This window comes from Sulfitobacter sp. F26169L (assembly GCF_026410285.1).
Taxonomy (GTDB): Bacteria; Pseudomonadota; Alphaproteobacteria; order Rhodobacterales; family Rhodobacteraceae; genus Sulfitobacter.
The window spans coordinates 211552-229833 of the sequence record NZ_JAPMLP010000005.1; the positions used below are offsets into that span (position 1 = coordinate 211552).

Sequence of the window (18282 nt, forward strand, 5' to 3'; positions counted from 1 at the left end):
TAAATTTTCATTCATTAGCGGATAACAGTCGCCGAAACATAGCGCGTTTTGCCGCGCCGGACGCTCTCACACCTGGGCTTGCGTTGGCGGGCCGAAACGGTCGTGCAGGCGCGCGACAATCTGGTCACGGGCGGCGCGGAATTGGGTCAGCTTTGCTTCGCGCCCCTCGCCCAGTCCGGTAGGGTCCAGAATGGGCCAGTACTCAACATCCAGATGGAAATAACGCGTCAGTTCCAGCGCGCGGCGTTGGGATGCGGGTGACAGTGCAATGACCAGATCGAACGAGCTGAGATCATCGCCCCAATCCTCCATTTCGTCAAAGCTGCGCGAGCGATGGCGGGACAGTTCCACTCCCATTTCCTGACATACGGCAATGGAAAATCCGTCAATCTCAAGATCGTTTTTTACGCCTACCGACTGGACGTAAACATCCATGCCATAGAACATTTTCATCAATCCCTCGGCCATGGGCGAGCGGACGGCGTTGTGATCGCAACAAAACAGAACTGATTGTGGCAGCTGTTGCGTCACCCTTAACCCCCGAAGTGAAGGACGCAGATCAGGGTAAACAGACGGCGCGCTGTGTCGATGTCGATTTCGGCCTTGCCTTCCAACCGCTCCTGCAAGACGCGGCTGCCCTCCATGTGAATACCGCGACGCGCCATATCGATGGTTTCGATCTGGGCGGGGGGCAGCTTTTTGACCGCGTCAAAATAGCTTTCGCATATCTGGAAATAATCTTTCACCACTTGCCGGAACGGCCCGAGTGACAGATGGAATTCCGCAGCCTTTTCAGCGTTTTCTGTGTTCACGTCAAACACCAGCCGCTTATCACGGATCGACAGGCCCAAGTGATAGGGGCCTGTGGGCGCGGGTCGGTCATCGCGTGTAGGCAGCACAAACGAATTGTCTTCCAGCAGATCAAACATGGCGACGCGACGCTCTTGCTCGATCTCGGGAGTGGGCGGTGGCAGGTTGGCATCATCAAGGATGATATTTGTGATGCGGGTCATGGTCACGTCTCCGGACGGCAAAATGTTGAGGTGTCATAGACCACCCTTCCCGCAGGATCAATCGCGTCTGTGCGTAAGGCAGGCCAGCAGCACCTTGCGGATAGACCCTAGCCGTTCAGTTTGCGCAGCCGCGCCGTGACCGACAGGCCGTGCGCTTCCAGACTTTCGGACGCGGCCAGACGTTCTGCTGCGGGACCGATGGCGCGCAGGGCATCGGGCGTCATGCACGAAAGCGTGGTTCGTTTCATAAAATCCAGCACCGACAGGCCCGAAGAGAACCGTGCAGAACGTGCGGTGGGCAAGACGTGATTGGGTCCGCCGACATAGTCGCCAATCGCTTCCGGCGTCCATTGACCGAGAAAAATCGCGCCCGCATGTGTGATTTTTGCGCTCAGCGCGCGCGGATCAGCAACGCACAGTTCCAAATGTTCTGGCGCGATACGATTGCTGAGCTGCGCGGCGGTGGTCAAATCCGGGACAGTAATTATGGCGCCAAAATCGCGCCACGAAGGACCAGCGATGTGCGCGCGCTGGAGTGTCAAAAGCCGTTTTTCCACGGCCTGCGCAACGGCCTGTCCAAATGCTGCATCGGTGGTGATAAGGATGGATTGCGCGCTTTCGTCGTGTTCGGCCTGTGACAGCAGATCAAGCGCGATCCAGTCGGGATCATTGTCACCATCCGCAATCACCAGAATTTCCGAGGGGCCTGCGATCATATCGATACCGACCTTGCCGAACACCCGCCGTTTCGCCGCGGCGACAAACGCGTTGCCCGGACCGGTGATTTTATCAACCGGCGCAATGGTGTCGGTGCCGTAGGCAAGCGCTGCGATCGCCTGCGCGCCGCCGATGCGATAGATTTCGTCGACACCGGATATTTGCGCAGCCAACAATACAAGCGGATTGAGAACGCCATCTGGGGTAGGCACAACCATGGCCAAGCGCCCTACCCCCGCGACTTTTGCCGGGATTGCATTCATCAAAACCGAGCTGGGATAGCTGGCCAGCCCGCCCGGTACGTACAAACCCGCTGCGGACACTGCCGACCAGCGCCAGCCGAGGGTTGCGCCGGCCTCGTCGGTCCACTCTGCATCCTCGGGCAACTGGCGCGCATGATAGGCGCGGATACGGTCCGCCGCGAGTTCCAGAGCTGCTCTGTCTCCGGCATCAACTTGCTCGCAGGCGATGGCGATCTCATCCGGCGTGATCCGCAAGGTTGCGGGGGATAGTGTGATACGGTCGAACTTGGCTGTCAGATCAAGCACCGCCGCATCGCCGCGCGCCCGCACATCTGCGATGATTCCTGCTACTGTCGCATCCACATCGGGGCTGTCCTCACGCTTTGCGTTTAACAGTGTAGTAAATGCAGCTTCGAAGTCTGGCGTCGTGGCATTAAGGAAAACGGGCATATCGGTGGCTCCTGTCATTGGGACAGGGGTTAGCGGGGAATGGGGCAGGCCTCAAGAGGTAGCAGCGTTTAGCCAAGACCTACGGGAGCGGCTCGAGTTTATCGGAAAAGGAAGAAGAGCAGAATGCTGGTGGAACTTGGATCTATTTCTAATGGATCGCGTTTGTGACGGTCAGTCGGGATGGCTGGGCCGTTTTTTCGAGGGCGCAACGTAGGGGCGCGTGACATCCTTCAGGGTAACGTCAATTGCCTCGATCATAAGCCGGATTGCACCGTCGCCTGCAAGCGTCAGGGTGAGAAATCCAGAAGGCGCATCTGCCTCCTCAAATCCGATATGGAGTAAAGACAGTACCGTGTCGGCGTCCCCTTTCGGCACCCCTTGTGACGAGACTTTCTGTACACCGCTAAACATCAGCAGCGATTGCACGCGTTCTGGCGCGTGACGGTCCTTGCCTTTGTCCTCCCAACGCATCCGGTTGATCAGCAGGGCAAATCGACCTTCTTTCTTTTCCCAACGCATTTCGGAGGCAGGGAAAACCGCGTCCTGCACCAGCGACGAAATTACGGTCAGATCTTCTGCGTCCAATGCGCCAAGATTCAGCGGCGCTTCACCACCATCTTCAAATTTTGCATCCATGCTCATTCGTCTTTTATCCGCTCGATGTTTGCGCCAACGCCTGACAGCTTGCTCACCACATGTTCATACCCGCGATCAAGGTGATAGACACGCGATACTTTCGTTTCGCCTTCTGCGGCCATACCAGCAAGGATCAACGACACGGATGCGCGCAGATCGGTTGCCATAACGGGGGCGCCTTTCAGCTTTTCAACGCCGGTGACAATCGCCTTGCCGCCATGCACATCGACCTTCGCACCCATGCGGATCAGTTCCGGCGCATGCATAAAGCGGTTTTCGAAGATTTTCTCTTCGAGGGTCGAGGTGCCTTCGGCGGTACACAGCAGCGCCATCATCTGGGCCTGAAGGTCGGTCGGAAATCCTGGGAAAGGCTCGGTCGTGACATCAACAGCGCGCACACGTCCGTTGCGCCGCTTTACCTTCAGACCCTTCTCCGTTTCGGTTATATCAATCCCTGCGGCATCCAGTTTTTCACAAAATGCACCGATCAAATCGATGCGCCCGCCCAGCAGCTCTACCTCGCCGCCGCAAATAGCGGGCGCCAGCATGTAAGTGCCCAGTTCGATCCGGTCGGTAACAACGGGGTGCGTCGCAGCACCCAGACGATCAACGCCCTGAATGGTGATCGTCGAAGTGCCGTCACCGTCGATTTGCGCCCCCATGCGACGCAGACAATCGGCAAGATCCACAATCTCGGGCTCGCGTGCCGCGTTGTTGATAACGGTCGTGCCTTTGGCCAATGTGGCGGCCATCATTATGTTTTCCGTGGCACCGACAGAGGCGAAGGGAAAATCAATCACTGCACCTTGCAGGCGTCCGCCCGTCGCTTTGGCGTACAGATACCCGTCACGCAGCTCGATCGACACACCCATTTTCTGCAGACCGTCGGTGTGGATATCCATGGGCCGCGCGCCAATTGCACACCCGCCGGGCAACGACACCTCGGCGTAGCCTTCGCGCGCGAGCAACGGGCCCAGCACCAGATTCGAGGCACGCATTTTGCGCACGATATCGTATTCTGCGCGGGTATTGATTGCACCGTGGCACGACATCGAAATCACCCGCCCCTCTTGTAGGGTCGTGATTTCCGCGCCCAGCGACTGCAACAACTGCGTCATCGTGCGGATGTCCGACAAGCGCGGCGCATTGGTCAGCGTCAGCGGCTCTTCGCTGAGCAACGTTGCAGGCATTAACGTGAGACAGGCGTTTTTCGCACCCGCAATCGGAATTGTGCCGTGAAGCGGCCCGCCACCGCGTACCAGAATTGCGTCCATGCCTTACGTTTCCTTATTTTGCGTGTTCTGCACGCTGCCTGTATCTGCACTCTCTTCATTGCCGGCACTGCGCGCCCGCGCCTGCCCTTTGCGCCTTGCCATGTTGGCTTTCAACGCTTGTGACAGCCGCGCCTGTTTGCGCGCGGCCTGGGCTGCCTTGGCGATTTGCGCCGGTGTTTGAGAGGACTCTTTGTCTGCCATACCGCCTGTCTAGCGCAGGCAATGGGCAGGGTCCAGATTAGGCGCGGAATTTGGGTTGCATGGGTTTGCATTTGCCGCTAATCAGCGCGCTAACGGTGTCACATTGACGCGCGGACCTTCCCTTCTTGCAATGTCGGGATCCGGTGAATGTGACAGATGCTGTGGTAGCTCAGTGGTAGAGCGCGTCATTGGTAATGACGAGGTCGGGAGTTCAATCCTCCCTCACAGCACCATCTTCCTTTCCTGATATGTTGATCTTGGATTTATCGGGCGATGTGCGAGAAGGCGGCAATGATATGCGTCGCTTGGTCTGCCAATCAGCCTTACCTTGTGATCGAGGTTGTTTCTTCGCCTACCAACGACTTTACCCCGGACGCCGAAGCGTCTGGGGCCTGAGTAACACGTTGTTCAGTCAAAGGGCTAATAAGCCGATTGCTTAAAACTCATGCGAGAGGGAGACCTTGAAATTGCGGCCGGGAGCCTGACGGGTCGACAGGTGCGGTGCATAATCACGGTCAAACGCATTTTCGATACCAATGCGGATTTGGGTATCCTTCAACACGCCGCTTTGTGGCACATAGGTCGCGCGCAAATTGTGGATGCCGAAGCCCGCCGCCGAAGTTGTTGCTGTTTCAACCGATCTGTTGGCGACCACTTCCCAGCTAAGGTCCAGTTCCTCGTTGAATTTCTTGCCAAGCGTGAAGCGGACGCTGTCTGCGGGGGAACTGCGCCAGTCGGTTGCAGGCAGGCCCGGTCCGTATTCGGTGCCGTTCACAATGTTGGCGTTCAGGTCCATATAGAAACCGCTGTCCATCGCATAGGACAGCTCCACTTCCAGACCTTCGGTTTCTATGCTGTCCAACGCCGGTGCAGGCGGGCGGACACCCGGCACAAGATAACTGGTCACATCGTAAAGGCGGGTTTTGTACACAACACCCTTGATCGCAAAGTTGTCACCACTTTGGAACAGATCGGCGCGCTCGAACGAGGCCCCCAACTCAAAGGTGCGCGATTTTTCTGTCTGGTTTATGGCGGACGCGGTTGCCAGATCATCAATAATGGGCAGTCCTTCGGTGTAGGCTGCACTGCCGAAAACTGCGGCGCCATTTGCAAACGCATAGCGCAGAGACAGGCCGCCCATCAGGGCATCATTGCTGTAAGTGCCATCATTGGGCGCGGTAGATCCTGTGATTTCGGATGTTTCATAACGCAAGGCGGGTGTGATGGTCCACGCGTCACCGATGCGCATGTCATCCACGGCATAAATGGCGACGCGGTTATCCTCCCCACCCGCTGCGGTGCTGGCGTCCAACCGCTCACGGCGGATAAATTCAAGCCCGGTGCGCAAATCGTGGCTTACCGCGCCTGTGGTAAACAGGCTGGTGCTCTTGAAGGCAAGTTTGGTTGTCTGATAGCGGTGATCGGCACCGACCAGCCCCAGAATTCCGTTTCCGGCAGGCGTCCCTTCAAGTGGTGAGCTGCCCGCAACATAGCGCTGGTCAATCTGCTGGTCCGCGTACGACAGAACGACATCAAGGTCGATCATGTCATTATCCGCTGGATTGAAGTTATAACGCAAAACAGCCGTGGTCGAGTCTGTATCCCGATCCACATTGCCGAAGGTATCCGATGTGGTGGTAAAGCTGTCGAATGGCACATCGCGATCACTGGACGTGGTTTTTGACAGGCTGAACGTCACTGATTGGTCACGATTCTGGCCAAAAGTGTATTTCGCTTTGATCAAACCCGATGGCAGGGTGAAGGCGCTGTTGCCGATGGTAATTCCGCTGCCGTCTTCCTGATTGTCCTGATCACGCCAAGTGTAGTTCATCAGGAATTCCATATCCTGCGTAGGCTGCCATGCCAGCACGCTGGAGGATGTGATGCCGTCACCATTGCTGCTGAACTCAAGCGTCTGGCCAAAGACAAAACCGATTTCGCCGCCTGTCAGATCGGATGCGTCCTTTGTCTCCAGCTTGACCACACCGCCCACGATGCCGGAACCGTATTCGAAACTGCCCACCGTACCGCGGATCACGCTGACGGATTTGTAAAGAAACGGGTCGGTAAACAACTGGGTGCCGATGCGGTACAGCTTTTCGGCGCCGACGCTGGCACCGTCCACCTGCACGGCGACTTTGCTATCGGTTCCAAAGGTGCTGTTTGCGCCATAGCCACGGATGTTGATGCCTGATCCCTGCGGGGTCGATCCGTTTACAAGGCTGACACCGGGCACGGAATCAATCAGTTCTGCGATAGTGCCGGCCTGACGGTCGTCGATCTCCTCCTGATCCACATTTGTAACCGGTGTGGCGGTGTCGGTCTGCACCTCACGCTTGCTCTCACCAAGAAGAAGCGTGCCAAGGAATGCGCCCTCGGCTTCCTGCGCCGCAGCGATGCCTGAATTCAGGGTAAGGATAAGTATGCTGGTGGTTCCCAGCAAAAGGGCGCGTGTTCCAGCGGTATGTGCAGTCATGGTTTCCTCGCAAGCATGTCAGAAGGCCGGTTGCTTGCCATTGGCTGGCGAAGGCTATGGAAAATTTACGTCAACAGAAATGACGTTGTTGCGACTTCTAAAAAGACATACTAAAAGTGTCAACAATAAAGGTTGAGTGTTTTACTAAGCCTTTGCCAGCCAGTGCCACGTGCATCACGCCAGCCCGAATCAGAAATCACAGATCAGGCCAGAGGTGCTGCATGACAAATACCGATTCACTGACTCCAGACGAAATCCGCGCGTTTCGTGCAGGACACCCGAACATGAGAGAGCGTGATCTGGCCGACAAGCTAAACATCAGTGAAGCGCAACTGATCGCCGCCTATTGCGGGGATGGGGCCGTGCGTATTGACGCCCACCCCGACAGGATCATGGGGGCGGCGCAGACACTTGGCGAAGTAATGGCGCTCACGCGCAATCCGTCCTGCGTTCATGAAAAGGTTGGCGTGTATAACAACTACCATTCCGGGGCCCATGCCTCGATGATACTGACAGAAGACATCGATCTGCGTATTTTCCCAAGCCGCTGGCATCACGCCTATATGGTCGAGAAAGAAACCGACACCGGAACACGCCGCAGCGTGCAGGTGTTTGACGCGGCGGGCGATGCTGTTCACAAGATTTTTCTGCGCGAAGGGTCCGACGTTGCGGCGTTCGACCGTGCCAAGATAGAACTAGGCCATGATGATCAGTCGCAAGTCCAGAGCGTGGGCGGGCGCGAGGCAGACGAAGCGCCTAAAGCCGACGCGTCAAAGCTCGACATCCTGCAAAAGGAATGGACGCGTATGACGGACACGCACCAGTTCCTGCGTCTGACGTCAAAACTCAAGATGAACCGTCTGGGTGCCTACCGCATCGCCGGAGAGCCGTTCACCCGAGCGTTGTCCCCAGATGCTGTTGATACGATGCTGCATCAGGTCGCGGCAAGCGAGCTGGAAATCATGGTCTTTACCGGCAACCGCGGCTGTATCCAGATCCACTCCGGCCCGATCCAGACACTGAAATCTATGGGCCCATGGCAGAATGTGCTTGATCCGCACTTCAACCTGCACCTGCGCCTTGACCATATCGCCGAAGTCTGGGCCGTACAAAAGCCGACCCAACGCGGCCCTGCAGTATCAATCGAGGCATTTAATGCCGATGGCGGCCTGATCCTACAGGTGTTCGGCGTTGGAAAAGAGGGGCGTGATTGCCGGCCTGAGTGGGGCAAGCTGGTTGAAGGGCTTGAGGGGCTGAACGCAAAGGTGCCGGCATGATTACCCGTGTTTTCGAACCGCTGTTGCAACTGGGCTCCATTGTTGCGGTGATGGCCACGACCGCGCCCGCCTTTGCGCAAGACAAAACCGACGGTATCGTATCACTTGGCGGATCGGTGACGGAAATCATCTATGCGCTGGGGGCTGGCGATAGGTTGATCGCGCGCGATACTACCTCCAGCTATCCGCCGGAGGTGAACGCCCTGCCGGATGTGGGATATGTGCGCGCCCTGTCACCCGAGGGAGTGCTGGCCACCGATCCCGCGCTGATCATCGCGGAAAGTGGTGCCGGCCCCTTCGAGACGATCAATGTGCTTGAGGGCGCGCAGATCCCCTTTGTGAAGGTGCCGGAGGAATTTTCAGCAACAGGCGTCAGCGACAAGATTATCGTCGTTGGCAAAGCAATCGACGAAGAAGCCCAAGCGCAAAAGCTGGCCGCCGATCTGCGCGCAAAGCTTGAAGCGGTGACGCGCGTCTCGGATGCCAGACCGGACGCCGAGAAAAAGCGTGTGCTGTTTGTGCTCAGCACCCAAGGCGGGCGCATCATGGCCTCGGGCACAAACACCGCTGCACAGGCGATGATCGAGATGGCCGGAGCCGTGAATGCAGTATCAGCATTCGAAGGATACAAACCCATGACGGACGAAGCCGTGATTGCGGCTGCACCGGATGCCATTTTGATGATGGAGCGTGGCGGCGATCATAACACCGCCATAGAAGATCTGCTGGTCATGCCGTCGATCGCATCGACGCCCGCTGCGCAAAACCGCGCGGTGATCCGCATGGACGGGCTGTATCTGTTAGGGTTCGGTCCGCGCACTGCAGATGCCGTAAGCGATCTGAACCGCGCGATTTACGGTAGCTGAGCAGATGGCATCGATTGCGGATATGTCGCTGCCCTTTGACCGTCGCAAGACCGCGCGTCAGGCCCATGTCTGGCTGGCGGTTTTGCTGGTAATGGTCAGCATCGCAAGCCTCGCTACGGGGGCATCCGGCACGTCGCTGTGGGGCGCGCTGCACAAATTGGTGACCGGTGCCCCCCTCACCCGAATGGAGCGGGTGGTGCTTTGGGACATCAGGATGCCGCGGCTGATACTTGGAATCGTGGTGGGCGCTACGCTGGCTGTGTCGGGCGCGGTAATGCAGGGGCTGTTCCGCAATCCGCTTGCCGATCCGGGGATTGTCGGGGTCACTGCGGGGGCCGGGCTGGGCGCTGTCAGCGCAATTGTTCTGGGCGGGCTGCTGCCAATGGTTGTGATGAACACAGTCGGCTTCTGGCTGGTGCCGCTGGCAGCATTTATCGGCTGTTGGGCGACCACGCTGATTCTTTATCGTGTATCGACACGGCGCGGACGCACCTCTGTGGCGACAATGTTGCTGGCGGGCATTGCGATGGGCGCATTGGCAGGGGCCTTGTCCGGTGTGCTGATCTATCTGGCCGATGACGCGCAATTGCGCGATCTGACGTTTTGGGGGCTGGGGTCACTGGCGGGAGCGACATGGGCGAAAACCATTGTCGCAGGTCCAGTGATCATGATCTCGATTCTTGCGGCAACCCGAATTTCGCACGGGCTGAACGGGCTGGCGTTTGGCGAAGCAACTGCATCGCATATGGGCATCCCCGTCCAGCAGGTTAAAAACCTTGCCATTCTGGTTGTTGCCGCTGGCACTGGCGCGGCTGTCGCTGTTTCCGGAGGGATCGGATTTATCGGTATCATCGTGCCCCATCTGCTGCGCCTGTCAACGGGGCCTGACCACGAACCATTGCTGATCAACGCCGCCCTTCTGGGGGCAAGCCTGTTGTTGATCGCCGATATCATCAGCCGGGTCATCGTGGCCCCTGCCGAACTGCCCATCGGAATCGTCACCGCGATTCTGGGTGCGCCGGTGTTTCTTTGGATATTGCTGCGCCGTCGTGGGTTGGTAGATTTATGATGTTGGAAGCCCTGAACATCCGCGCGCGCATTGGCAATAAGGAAATCCTGCATGGAATCGATTTTCAGGCCAAAGCAGGCGAGATCACAGCGATTGTCGGGCCTAACGGCTCTGGCAAATCGACCTTGCTGAAAACCATCACGGACGAGATCGATTATAGCGGCACCATCCGGCTGAACGGGCGCGATACTGCGGCGATGAAACCCTGGGAGCTTGCAGCCCTGCGCGGTGTACTGCCACAGGCGGCTACACTGGCGTTTCCCTTTACGGTGATCGAGGTTGTCCGCATGGGTCTTACAACCGGCACATCGGGGGATCGCGCCGATGTGCCTGCCCGCGCCCTTGCTGCGGTCGGCCTTGATGGATACGCAGGGCGTTTCTATCAGGAACTTTCAGGCGGGGAGCAGCAGCGCGCACAGCTTGCGCGGGTGCTGTGTCAGGTCTGGCAGCCTGTTGTCGATGGCACCCCGCGCTGGCTGCTTCTGGACGAGCCTGTCGCAAGTCTTGATATCGGGCACCAATTGCTGGTCATGGAACTGGTCAAAGACTATGCCGCGCGCGGCGGCGGGGTTGTGGCGGTTATGCACGATCTGAACCTGTCGGCCATGTTCGCAACGCGCATCGCAATGATCATGAAAGGGACACTGCTGGTTTCAGGAACGCCCGAAACCGTGATGCAGGACGAAATCCTTTCCAAAGCATACGACTGCACATTGAGAGTAAATACGCCGGCGATGGCCGGGCAAAGCTATCTCTTGCCGCATCTGGCAACTGCCCCGCATGGGACATCAGGTTTTGGAAGTGCCTGATGATTTCCTTGCGCCGGTTTTCGAATGGCTTTGCGCGCTTTGGTAAACTCTGACACAGCCGGACAATCCTGCGGCTGTGTCAGTATATCAAAAGCGCCGGTTCACCCCAACTGGCGCAGCAATTCGGGTGAGGGTCTGCCCGTGGTGGCAAGCCCCTTACTGGCCTGATAGGCGCGAATGGCCTGTTCGCTGTTGGGTCCGATCACGCCGTCGCTTCCGCCGGTGTCGAACCCTTTGGCTGTCAGACGTTTTTGCAAGGCAATGCGGTCGTCCTTGGTGAGGCCATTGGCATCGGGCGGAAAGCTTCCGCGCAACGGACCTGCGCCGCCAATCCGGTCTGCCAGATGGCCCACACCGATCGCATAGGCATCCGAGTTGTTGTAGCGTTTGATTGCACGAAAATTGCGCGTCACCGCAAAACGGGGGCCGCCTGCCTGGGGTTGAATGATGCTGCCATCGGGCGCGCCATTTCCAACCTCACCACCCCATTTCGTGCCACGTGACCAGCCGTTTCGCTGCAAATACGCAGCCGTGGAGGCCAGCGCATCCGTTGGATCATCAGACCAGATGTCGCGGCGGCCATCACCGGTAAAATCAACCGCAAATGCCTGATAGGACGTCGGGATAAACTGGGTGTGCCCCATTGCTCCAGCCCAAGATCCTGTCATCCGCGCGGGCGTGATATCCCCGTTTTGCAGAATTTTCAGCGCCGCAATCAACTGTTTTTCAAAAAATGCGCCGCGCCGCCCGTCATAGGCCAAGGTCGATGTCGCCGAGATGACAGGAACATTTCCGCGCCGCTCGCCGAAAAAGCTTTCAAGCCCCCAAACGGCGCAAATAATCTCGGCATCTACGCCGTATTTTCCTTCCAGTGTCTGCAATGTGCCGCGATGCCGTGCGAACGCTGCGCGCCCCTTGTTGATCCGCTCGTCAGAGGCCGCAATCGACAGATAATCCTCAAGGCTGCGCTTGAATTCGGTCTGGTTGCGGTCACGCTTCACACAGCCGGGCAGATATCCCGTGCCGCGAAACGCCGAGGCAAGTGTGGACTGCGATATTCCGCGTGATCCTGCTCGGCTGCGAAAGCTGGCAACCCACGTATCATATCCGGCGTTTACGGTGGGGCGCAGGTCGGCAGGCAATCCGCCTGACACACTATCGCTGCGCTGCGAGGTCGCGCCCGCCCCGCATCCCGAAAGTGCAAGGGCGCCGAGGCCCATTCCAAAATGTCGCCGTGAAAGTATCATACTGCCGTCCCGTTTTTGTGTTGGGGTTTTGCCACTATGCTACCCGAAACACGTGCCAAGACAACAGGTGTTGCGCAGCCGTGCGCGCGCTATTGCCTAAGTAGCATCACCGCCTCTTCACTAGACCGCTGGAATCACATTGCGGTGACGTTGAAACCGGACAGCACGACAGATCAGGGCTGGTACAGTGGCACAGTTGACATAGACATTTTCGCAGACCCGTTCTGCACATCGCGCGCGTGACTGATGTAGATCAATGTCTGGTTCGCTTCATCAAAGATACGCTTCACACGCAGGGTCTTGAAAATAATCGAACGACGCTCGCGAAACACATCCTCACCGTCGGAACTGCGATCAATATCGCCGACCGTTATCGGCCCTGTCTGGCGGCAGGAGATTGAGGAGTTTGAAGGATCTTCGAACCAGTTACCCTTCTGTAAGCGATCAATAATACCGCGCTCGAAATACGTGATGTGGCAAGTCACCCCTTCCACCTCAGGGTCAGGCAACGCTTCGATAATCAGATCATTTCCAAGCCAATCCACACCAATTTCACCCACCACTTCTGAAGCGGCAACATTGGGAAGGCAAAGAATGAAAGCGGCAAAGATTTGTTTTATCATGCAAGCAAACGCACCGTGCCTGATCCGGTTCCACGCCGCCGAAAATAAACTTCAGACGAGAACCCGCTTGCCAGCATCACACGGAGAACATAAGTAGAACATATGGCAAAATTGACTCTCAAAGAAAAACTGGCGTTGTTGAGTGACGCGGCGAAATATGATGCCTCCTGTGCATCATCCGGCACAACGCGGCGCAGCAGCGCCGATGGCACCGGACTGGGCAGCACCGAAGGGTCGGGCATTTGCCACGCTTACGCCCCTGACGGGCGGTGCATCAGTCTGTTGAAGATTCTAATGACCAACTTTTGCATTTATGATTGTGCCTATTGCATCAATCGGGTGTCTTCCAACGTGGCACGGGCGCGCTTTACAGTGGAGGAAGTGGTTCACCTGACAACCGAATTTTACCGCCGGAATTATATCGAGGGGCTGTTTTTGTCCTCCGGCATTATCAAAAGCCCCGATGATACGATGGCCGATATGGTTCGCATTGCCCGCAGTCTGCGGCACGATCATCACTTCCGCGGGTATATCCATCTGAAAACAATTCCCGATGCAGACCCCGCATTGATCGAGGAGGCGGGCCTGCTGGCAGACCGGTTGTCGATGAACATCGAACTGCCGACCGATGCAGGCATCAAAACCTACGCCCCCGAGAAAAACCCGCACGAAATCCGCCGTGCGATGGGGCGGGTCGAACTGCGCAAGCAGGCCGCCAAAGAGCGCACCCATACCGGACGGCGCGCGGCAAAATTCGCACCTGCGGGGCAAAGCACCCAACTAATTGTCGGTGCCGACGGCGCTAATGACGCAACAATCCTGCAAAGTTCGACGCGCCTTTATAGCTCTTATAAATTGAAGCGGGTGTATTATTCGGCCTTTTCACCGATTCCCGACAGCACGGCAGCATTGCCGTTGATCAAACCGCCCCTCGCGCGCGAGCATCGCTTGTACCAAGCGGATTGGCTGCTGCGGTTTTACGGTTATCAGGCGGATGAAATCACCTCGGCGGCGGATGGCGGGATGCTGGATCTGGACATCGATCCGAAACTGGCGTGGGCACTGGCGAACAGGCACGCGTTTCCGGTTGATATCAACCGCGCAGGCAAGGACATGCTGCTGCGCGTGCCCGGTTTTGGCGTGAAATCTGTAGGGCGAATTTTATCTGCACGGCGCAACGGGGCGCTGGGGTTTGGCGATCTGAAACGGATCGGCGCGCTGGTGAACAAAGCCAAACCATTTATAACCACGCGCGATTGGTCCCCCGGTGGTTTGACCGATGCGGCCAATCTTCGCGCGCGTTTTGCCCCCCCGCCCGAGCAGCTTAGCCTGCTGTGATCTACGCACCGCGCCTGCCCCGTCTTGGCACGTTCGAGGCATGGCGCGACGCTGCGCGCGCGCTGGCAAGCAACGATGTTTCGGGCGCGCAGATCGACTGGGCGATGGAAGGTAGTGCCGACAGCCTGTTTACACAACATACCCCCCTACCCGACGCCCGCGAAATGAAGGTGCCGAAAGATTTCGTGCCTCTTGCCAAGCTGGTCTGCGCCAGCCGCGCTGCGGGCGCACATGACCTGTTGTACCGCGTGTTATTACGATGCCGTGGCAACCCCTATCTGTTGAAAAATCGGGCTGATCCGCAGGTGCAACAACTGGAAGTATGGGCAAAAAACGTGCGCCGCGATATGCACAAGATGAAAGCATTTGTGCGGTTCCGCGATGTCACACCAGAAGGGGCGAACAGGCGCCGGTTTCTCAGTTGGTTCGAGCCGGAACACAGGATTGAAGAGCTGATCGCAGGGTTCTTTACCCGCCGCTTCGGGGATATGGATTGGGCGATTGTGACACCCGAAGTCACTACGCGGTTTGAGGGCGGCGCATTGCATCAGGATGCCATCGCCAGCGCGCGCCTTGATCTGAGTGACGAGACAGAGGATTTGTGGCGTACGTATTACGCCAACATATTCAATCCCGCGCGCCTTAAAATCAAAGCGATGCAATCGGAGATGCCCAAAAAGTACTGGAAGAACCTGCCCGAAGCAGATTTGATTCCCGATTTGATCAGGCAGGCCGAAACGCGGATGCGGCAGATGCAGGACGAAGCACCCAGCTTGCCGCCCGTCCGTGCCGAAAGGATTCTGGAGCGGCTGCCGAAGCGGAACATCGTTGACGAAATGAATGCCTGCGCCCGCTGTCCGATCGGGGCGCAGGCCACGCAAGCTGTGGCCGGTTCCGGCCCGCCGGACGCGCGCCTGATGATCGTTGGCGAACAACCGGGGGACCGCGAAGATTTGACCGGGCTACCGTTTGTCGGGCCGGCGGGGCAGATGTTTGACCGGATCGCTGCCGAGGCCGGACTTGATCGCGCCAGCGCTTATGTGACAAATGCAGTCAAACATTTTAAATTCTTGCCGCGCGGCAAAAAGCGCATCCATCAGAACCCCGAAAGGAGCGAGATCGAAGCCTGTCGCGTTTGGCTGACGCGTGAGATTTCCGAAATTCAGCCTGTTCTAATTGTCGCGCTTGGGGCCACTGCAGCGCACGCGCTGACCGGAACAGGGGCCAACCTGATGAAGCGGCGCGGAAAGCTGGAAACGGGACGCGACGGCGCGCCGGTTTTGATCACACTTCATCCTGCGGCAATTCTTCGCAGCAATAACAGTGATATGCTACACAATCTGTTGAGACAGGATTTGGCGTTGGCGGTCGAAATGTTGGATAACGCTCAATATATGTAGGCCCGATCAGGAAGCATGTGTTTCTCTTGGTCGGTTGCTGTTTTACCTTAACGATCAGACTGCGCGCACATCTGCTGTGCCGCCCGCCAAGGCGGTGCAGTTCCAAGGCATGGCCTTTTTCAAAAGGCCTAAGTATAGTGTGAGTCTAATAAATTACATTGATGCAGATCAAATTATGACAGCTCCAAGTTTCAGACAAAACAAATGCCAGAACTGTCCGATCCGTCATCGTGCTGTTTGTTCACGCTGTGATGCTGACGAACTTAAAATGCTGGAAAGTATAAAGACGTATCGCAATTTTTCCGCGGGAGAGACAATTTTCTGGCGTGGCGAACCGATGGATTTTCTGGCATCTGTTGTGACCGGCGTCGCAGCGCTGTCAAAAACTCTGGAGGACGGACGTACCCAGATGGTCGGTTTATTGCTACCGTCCGATTTCATGGGGCGCCCCGGACGGGCCCATGTCGAATTTGACGTTACCGCCACCACAGATGTTACTCTTTGCTGCTTCGAGCGTCTCCCCTTCGAGAAACTGACACGCGAGAACCCTCACATCACCCAACGTCTTATGGAGCTTGTGCTGGACGAATTAGATGCCGCTCGCGATTGGATGTTGTTACTGGGACGCAAGACTGCACGCGAAAAAATCGCAACCTTCATCGAGATGCTGAGCCGCCGCGTCCGCATTGAAAAAGGGCAGCAAACCCTGGTTCTGCCGATGTCGATGACCCGCGACCAAATTGCGAATTTTCTCGGCCTGACTCTCGAAACGGTCAGCAGGCAATTTAATGCGCTGAAGAAGGAAGGCATTATTGAATTCAATGATCGCAAACACATTGTGATCAAAGATATTGATGCTTTGCAGGATGCCACAGGTGACGATGTGGAAATAGATACGAGTATCGTGGCGTAAACCTGTCCGGCATTGATCCAGATCAAAGAGCAGACAAACTGCTTAAATTAGAAACCGCACCAAGACCAACACGCGCCTGCCGTGCTGTGTTGCTATTACGAGGGACACTAAATGAACTATGTCAAACTATTGCTCCTTGGGGGTGTGACGCTTTTTGCAGCACTTGCCAGCAGCTGGGCACGCGATCCTGCCTATCAACTTCATGCAGTACTGATCATGCTGATCGGTGCATTCATGTTTATCCGCGTTCTGCGGCAAACAGACGAACCGCCAGCACCGATGCAACCCCAGGACCGCTATGAAGACGGCGTTATCCGCGCGGGGGTTATTGCTACAGCATTCTGGGGCATTGCGGGTTTTCTGGTCGGCACGTTTATCGCGTTCCAGCTGGCCTTCCCCGAGCTGAACTTTGACTGGGGGCAGCCGTTTACCAACTTTGGCAGGCTACGTCCGCTGCACACCAGTGCGGTGATTTTTGCTTTTGGTGGTAACGCGCTGATCGCAACCTCGTTCTACGTCGTCCAGCGCACCAGTGGTGTGCGCCTGTGGGGCGGCAACGCCGGTTGGTTTGTCTTCTGGGGCTATCAGTTGTTCATCGTTCTGGCCGCAACCGGCTATTTGCTGGGCGCGACCCAATCCAAAGAATACGCCGAGCCCGAGTGGTACACCGATCTTTGGCTGACGGTTGTCTGGCTAACTTATCTTGTTGTTTTCATGGGAACAATCATCAAGCGGCAGGAAAAGCACATCTATGTCGCGAACTGGTTCTATCTGGCTTTCATCATCACGGTAGCGATGCTGCACGTGGTTAACAACATGTCCATTCCGGTCAGCATCTGGGGCAGCAAATCTGTTCAGGTTTTCTCGGGCGTGCAGGACGCGATGACACAGTGGTGGTATGGCCACAACGCCGTTGGCTTCTTCCTCACTGCCGGTTTCCTCGGCATGATGTATTACTTTGTACCAAAGCAGGCAGAGCGTCCTGTCTATAGCTACAAACTGTCCATCATCCACTTCTGGGCGCTGATCTTTCTGTATATCTGGGCCGGTCCACACCACCTGCATTATACTGCGCTGCCTGACTGGGCGGCGACCCTTGGCATGGTGTTCTCGATCGTTCTGTGGATGCCCAGCTGGGGTGGAATGATTAACGGCCTTATGACGTTGCAAGGCGCATGGGACAAGTTGCGCACTGATCCGATCCTGCGGATGTTCGTCCTCAGCCTCGGCTTCTACGGTATGTCCACATTCGAGGGTCCGATGATGTCGATCCGCGCTGTGAACTCGCTGTCGCACTACACCGACTGGACCATCGGGCACGTCCACTCCGGCGCGCTCGGCTGGAATGGTATGATCACCTTTGGTGCGCTCTACTTCCTGACGCCACGTCTATGGGGACGCAAGCAGATGCACTCGATGGCAGCGATCAACTGGCATTTCTGGCTCGCGACACTGGGGATCGTTCTGTACGCCGCCTCAATGTGGGTATCGGGCATCATGGAAGGCCTGATGTGGCGCGAAGTCGACGATCAGGGTTTCCTCGTCAACTCGTTCGCGGACACGGTTGTTGCCAAATATCCGATGTATGTCGTGCGTGGTCTGGGTGGAGTTCTGTTCCTCTCTGGTGCGGTGATAATGTGCTGGAACATGTGGATGACCATTCGTGCCGGCAAACCGTCAACCACCGCTTTGCCTGCACGTTTCAACGCAACACCAGCCGAATAAGGAGCG

17 protein-coding genes and 1 tRNA gene are annotated in these 18282 nt (G+C 57.0%); 9 read left to right on the top strand and 9 right to left on the bottom strand.

What is annotated here, in order from left to right; all coding sequences use genetic code 11:
* Positions 1 to 66: 66 nt before the first annotated feature.
* From OS189_RS13210 to OS189_RS13235, 6 genes are all read right to left on the bottom strand, one after another.
* Positions 67 to 531: an arsenate-mycothiol transferase ArsC gene (locus OS189_RS13210; RefSeq protein ID WP_267167793.1), complete on the bottom strand. Its 465-nt coding sequence runs from the start codon at positions 529 to 531 to the stop codon at positions 67 to 69.
* 2 nt (positions 532 to 533) lie between these two features.
* A complete protein-coding gene (locus OS189_RS13215; RefSeq protein WP_267167794.1) occupies positions 534 to 1013 on the bottom strand; it encodes a UPF0262 family protein in 480 nt (159 codons plus the stop codon).
* A gap of 107 nt (positions 1014 to 1120) precedes the next feature.
* Positions 1121 to 2422, bottom strand: coding sequence for a histidinol dehydrogenase (hisD, locus tag OS189_RS13220; RefSeq protein WP_267167795.1), 1302 nt, complete (start codon positions 2420 to 2422; stop codon positions 1121 to 1123).
* 171 nt (positions 2423 to 2593) lie between these two features.
* On the bottom strand, positions 2594 to 3064 hold the full coding sequence (locus OS189_RS13225) for a DUF2948 family protein (RefSeq protein WP_267167796.1): 471 nt from the start codon (positions 3062 to 3064) through the stop codon (positions 2594 to 2596).
* Complete coding sequence (gene murA / locus OS189_RS13230; protein WP_267167797.1) at positions 3061 to 4332, bottom strand: UDP-N-acetylglucosamine 1-carboxyvinyltransferase; 1272 nt, start codon at positions 4330 to 4332, stop codon at positions 3061 to 3063. Before murA ends, OS189_RS13225 begins: the two co-directional genes overlap by 4 nt.
* 3 nt (positions 4333 to 4335) lie before the next feature.
* Entirely contained in the window at positions 4336 to 4533 is a 198-nt protein-coding gene (locus OS189_RS13235) for a hypothetical protein (RefSeq protein ID WP_267167798.1), read from the bottom strand.
* A gap of 158 nt (positions 4534 to 4691) precedes the next feature.
* On the opposite strand from OS189_RS13235, the gene OS189_RS13240 reads away from it, so the two are divergent.
* Positions 4692 to 4766, top strand: a tRNA-Thr gene (locus OS189_RS13240).
* 203 nt (positions 4767 to 4969) lie between these two features.
* Here the strand turns inward: OS189_RS13240 and OS189_RS13245 are convergent.
* Entirely contained in the window at positions 4970 to 7009 is a 2040-nt protein-coding gene (locus OS189_RS13245; RefSeq protein ID WP_267167799.1) for a TonB-dependent receptor domain-containing protein, read from the bottom strand.
* Between the two features lie 221 nt (positions 7010 to 7230).
* Here OS189_RS13245 and OS189_RS13250 point away from each other — a divergent pair, with 221 nt between their 5' ends.
* The 4 genes from OS189_RS13250 to OS189_RS13265 are packed head-to-tail and all read left to right on the top strand — an operon-like array spanning position 7231 to position 11030.
* Positions 7231 to 8286, top strand: a complete 1056-nt coding sequence (locus OS189_RS13250; protein WP_267167800.1) for a hemin-degrading factor — start codon at positions 7231 to 7233, stop codon at positions 8284 to 8286.
* A complete protein-coding gene (locus OS189_RS13255; protein ID WP_416237482.1) occupies positions 8283 to 9152 on the top strand; it encodes a heme/hemin ABC transporter substrate-binding protein in 870 nt (289 codons plus the stop codon). Before OS189_RS13250 ends, OS189_RS13255 begins: the two co-directional genes overlap by 4 nt.
* Before the next feature lie 4 nt (positions 9153 to 9156).
* Positions 9157 to 10221 (top strand): FecCD family ABC transporter permease, encoded by a 1065-nt coding sequence (locus OS189_RS13260; RefSeq protein WP_267167801.1) that lies wholly within the window; start codon positions 9157 to 9159, stop codon positions 10219 to 10221.
* Entirely contained in the window at positions 10221 to 11030 is an 810-nt protein-coding gene (locus OS189_RS13265) for a heme ABC transporter ATP-binding protein (protein ID WP_267167852.1), read from the top strand. Before OS189_RS13260 ends, OS189_RS13265 begins: the two co-directional genes overlap by 1 nt.
* Positions 11031 to 11131: 101 nt before the next feature.
* Here OS189_RS13265 and OS189_RS13270 read toward each other — a convergent pair whose 3' ends face one another.
* Positions 11132 to 12277, bottom strand: a complete 1146-nt coding sequence (locus OS189_RS13270) for a lytic murein transglycosylase (RefSeq protein ID WP_267167802.1) — start codon at positions 12275 to 12277, stop codon at positions 11132 to 11134.
* Between the two features lie 173 nt (positions 12278 to 12450).
* Complete coding sequence (locus tag OS189_RS13275; protein ID WP_267167803.1) at positions 12451 to 12900, bottom strand: CreA family protein; 450 nt, start codon at positions 12898 to 12900, stop codon at positions 12451 to 12453.
* Between the two features lie 102 nt (positions 12901 to 13002).
* Between OS189_RS13275 and OS189_RS13280 the strand changes: the two genes are divergently transcribed.
* From OS189_RS13280 to ccoN, 4 genes are all read left to right on the top strand, one after another.
* A complete protein-coding gene (locus tag OS189_RS13280) occupies positions 13003 to 14238 on the top strand; it encodes a putative DNA modification/repair radical SAM protein (protein WP_267167804.1) in 1236 nt (411 codons plus the stop codon).
* Entirely contained in the window at positions 14235 to 15638 is a 1404-nt protein-coding gene (locus OS189_RS13285; protein WP_267167805.1) for a UdgX family uracil-DNA binding protein, read from the top strand. The genes OS189_RS13280 and OS189_RS13285 overlap by 4 nt, the downstream gene beginning before the upstream one ends.
* Positions 15639 to 15813: 175 nt before the next feature.
* Entirely contained in the window at positions 15814 to 16551 is a 738-nt protein-coding gene (gene fnrL / locus OS189_RS13290; RefSeq protein ID WP_267167853.1) for a transcriptional regulator FnrL, read from the top strand.
* A 111-nt stretch (positions 16552 to 16662) separates the two neighbouring features.
* Positions 16663 to 18276, top strand: coding sequence for a cytochrome-c oxidase, cbb3-type subunit I (gene ccoN / locus OS189_RS13295; RefSeq protein ID WP_267167806.1), 1614 nt, complete (start codon positions 16663 to 16665; stop codon positions 18274 to 18276).
* Positions 18277 to 18282: the final 6 nt, after the last annotated feature.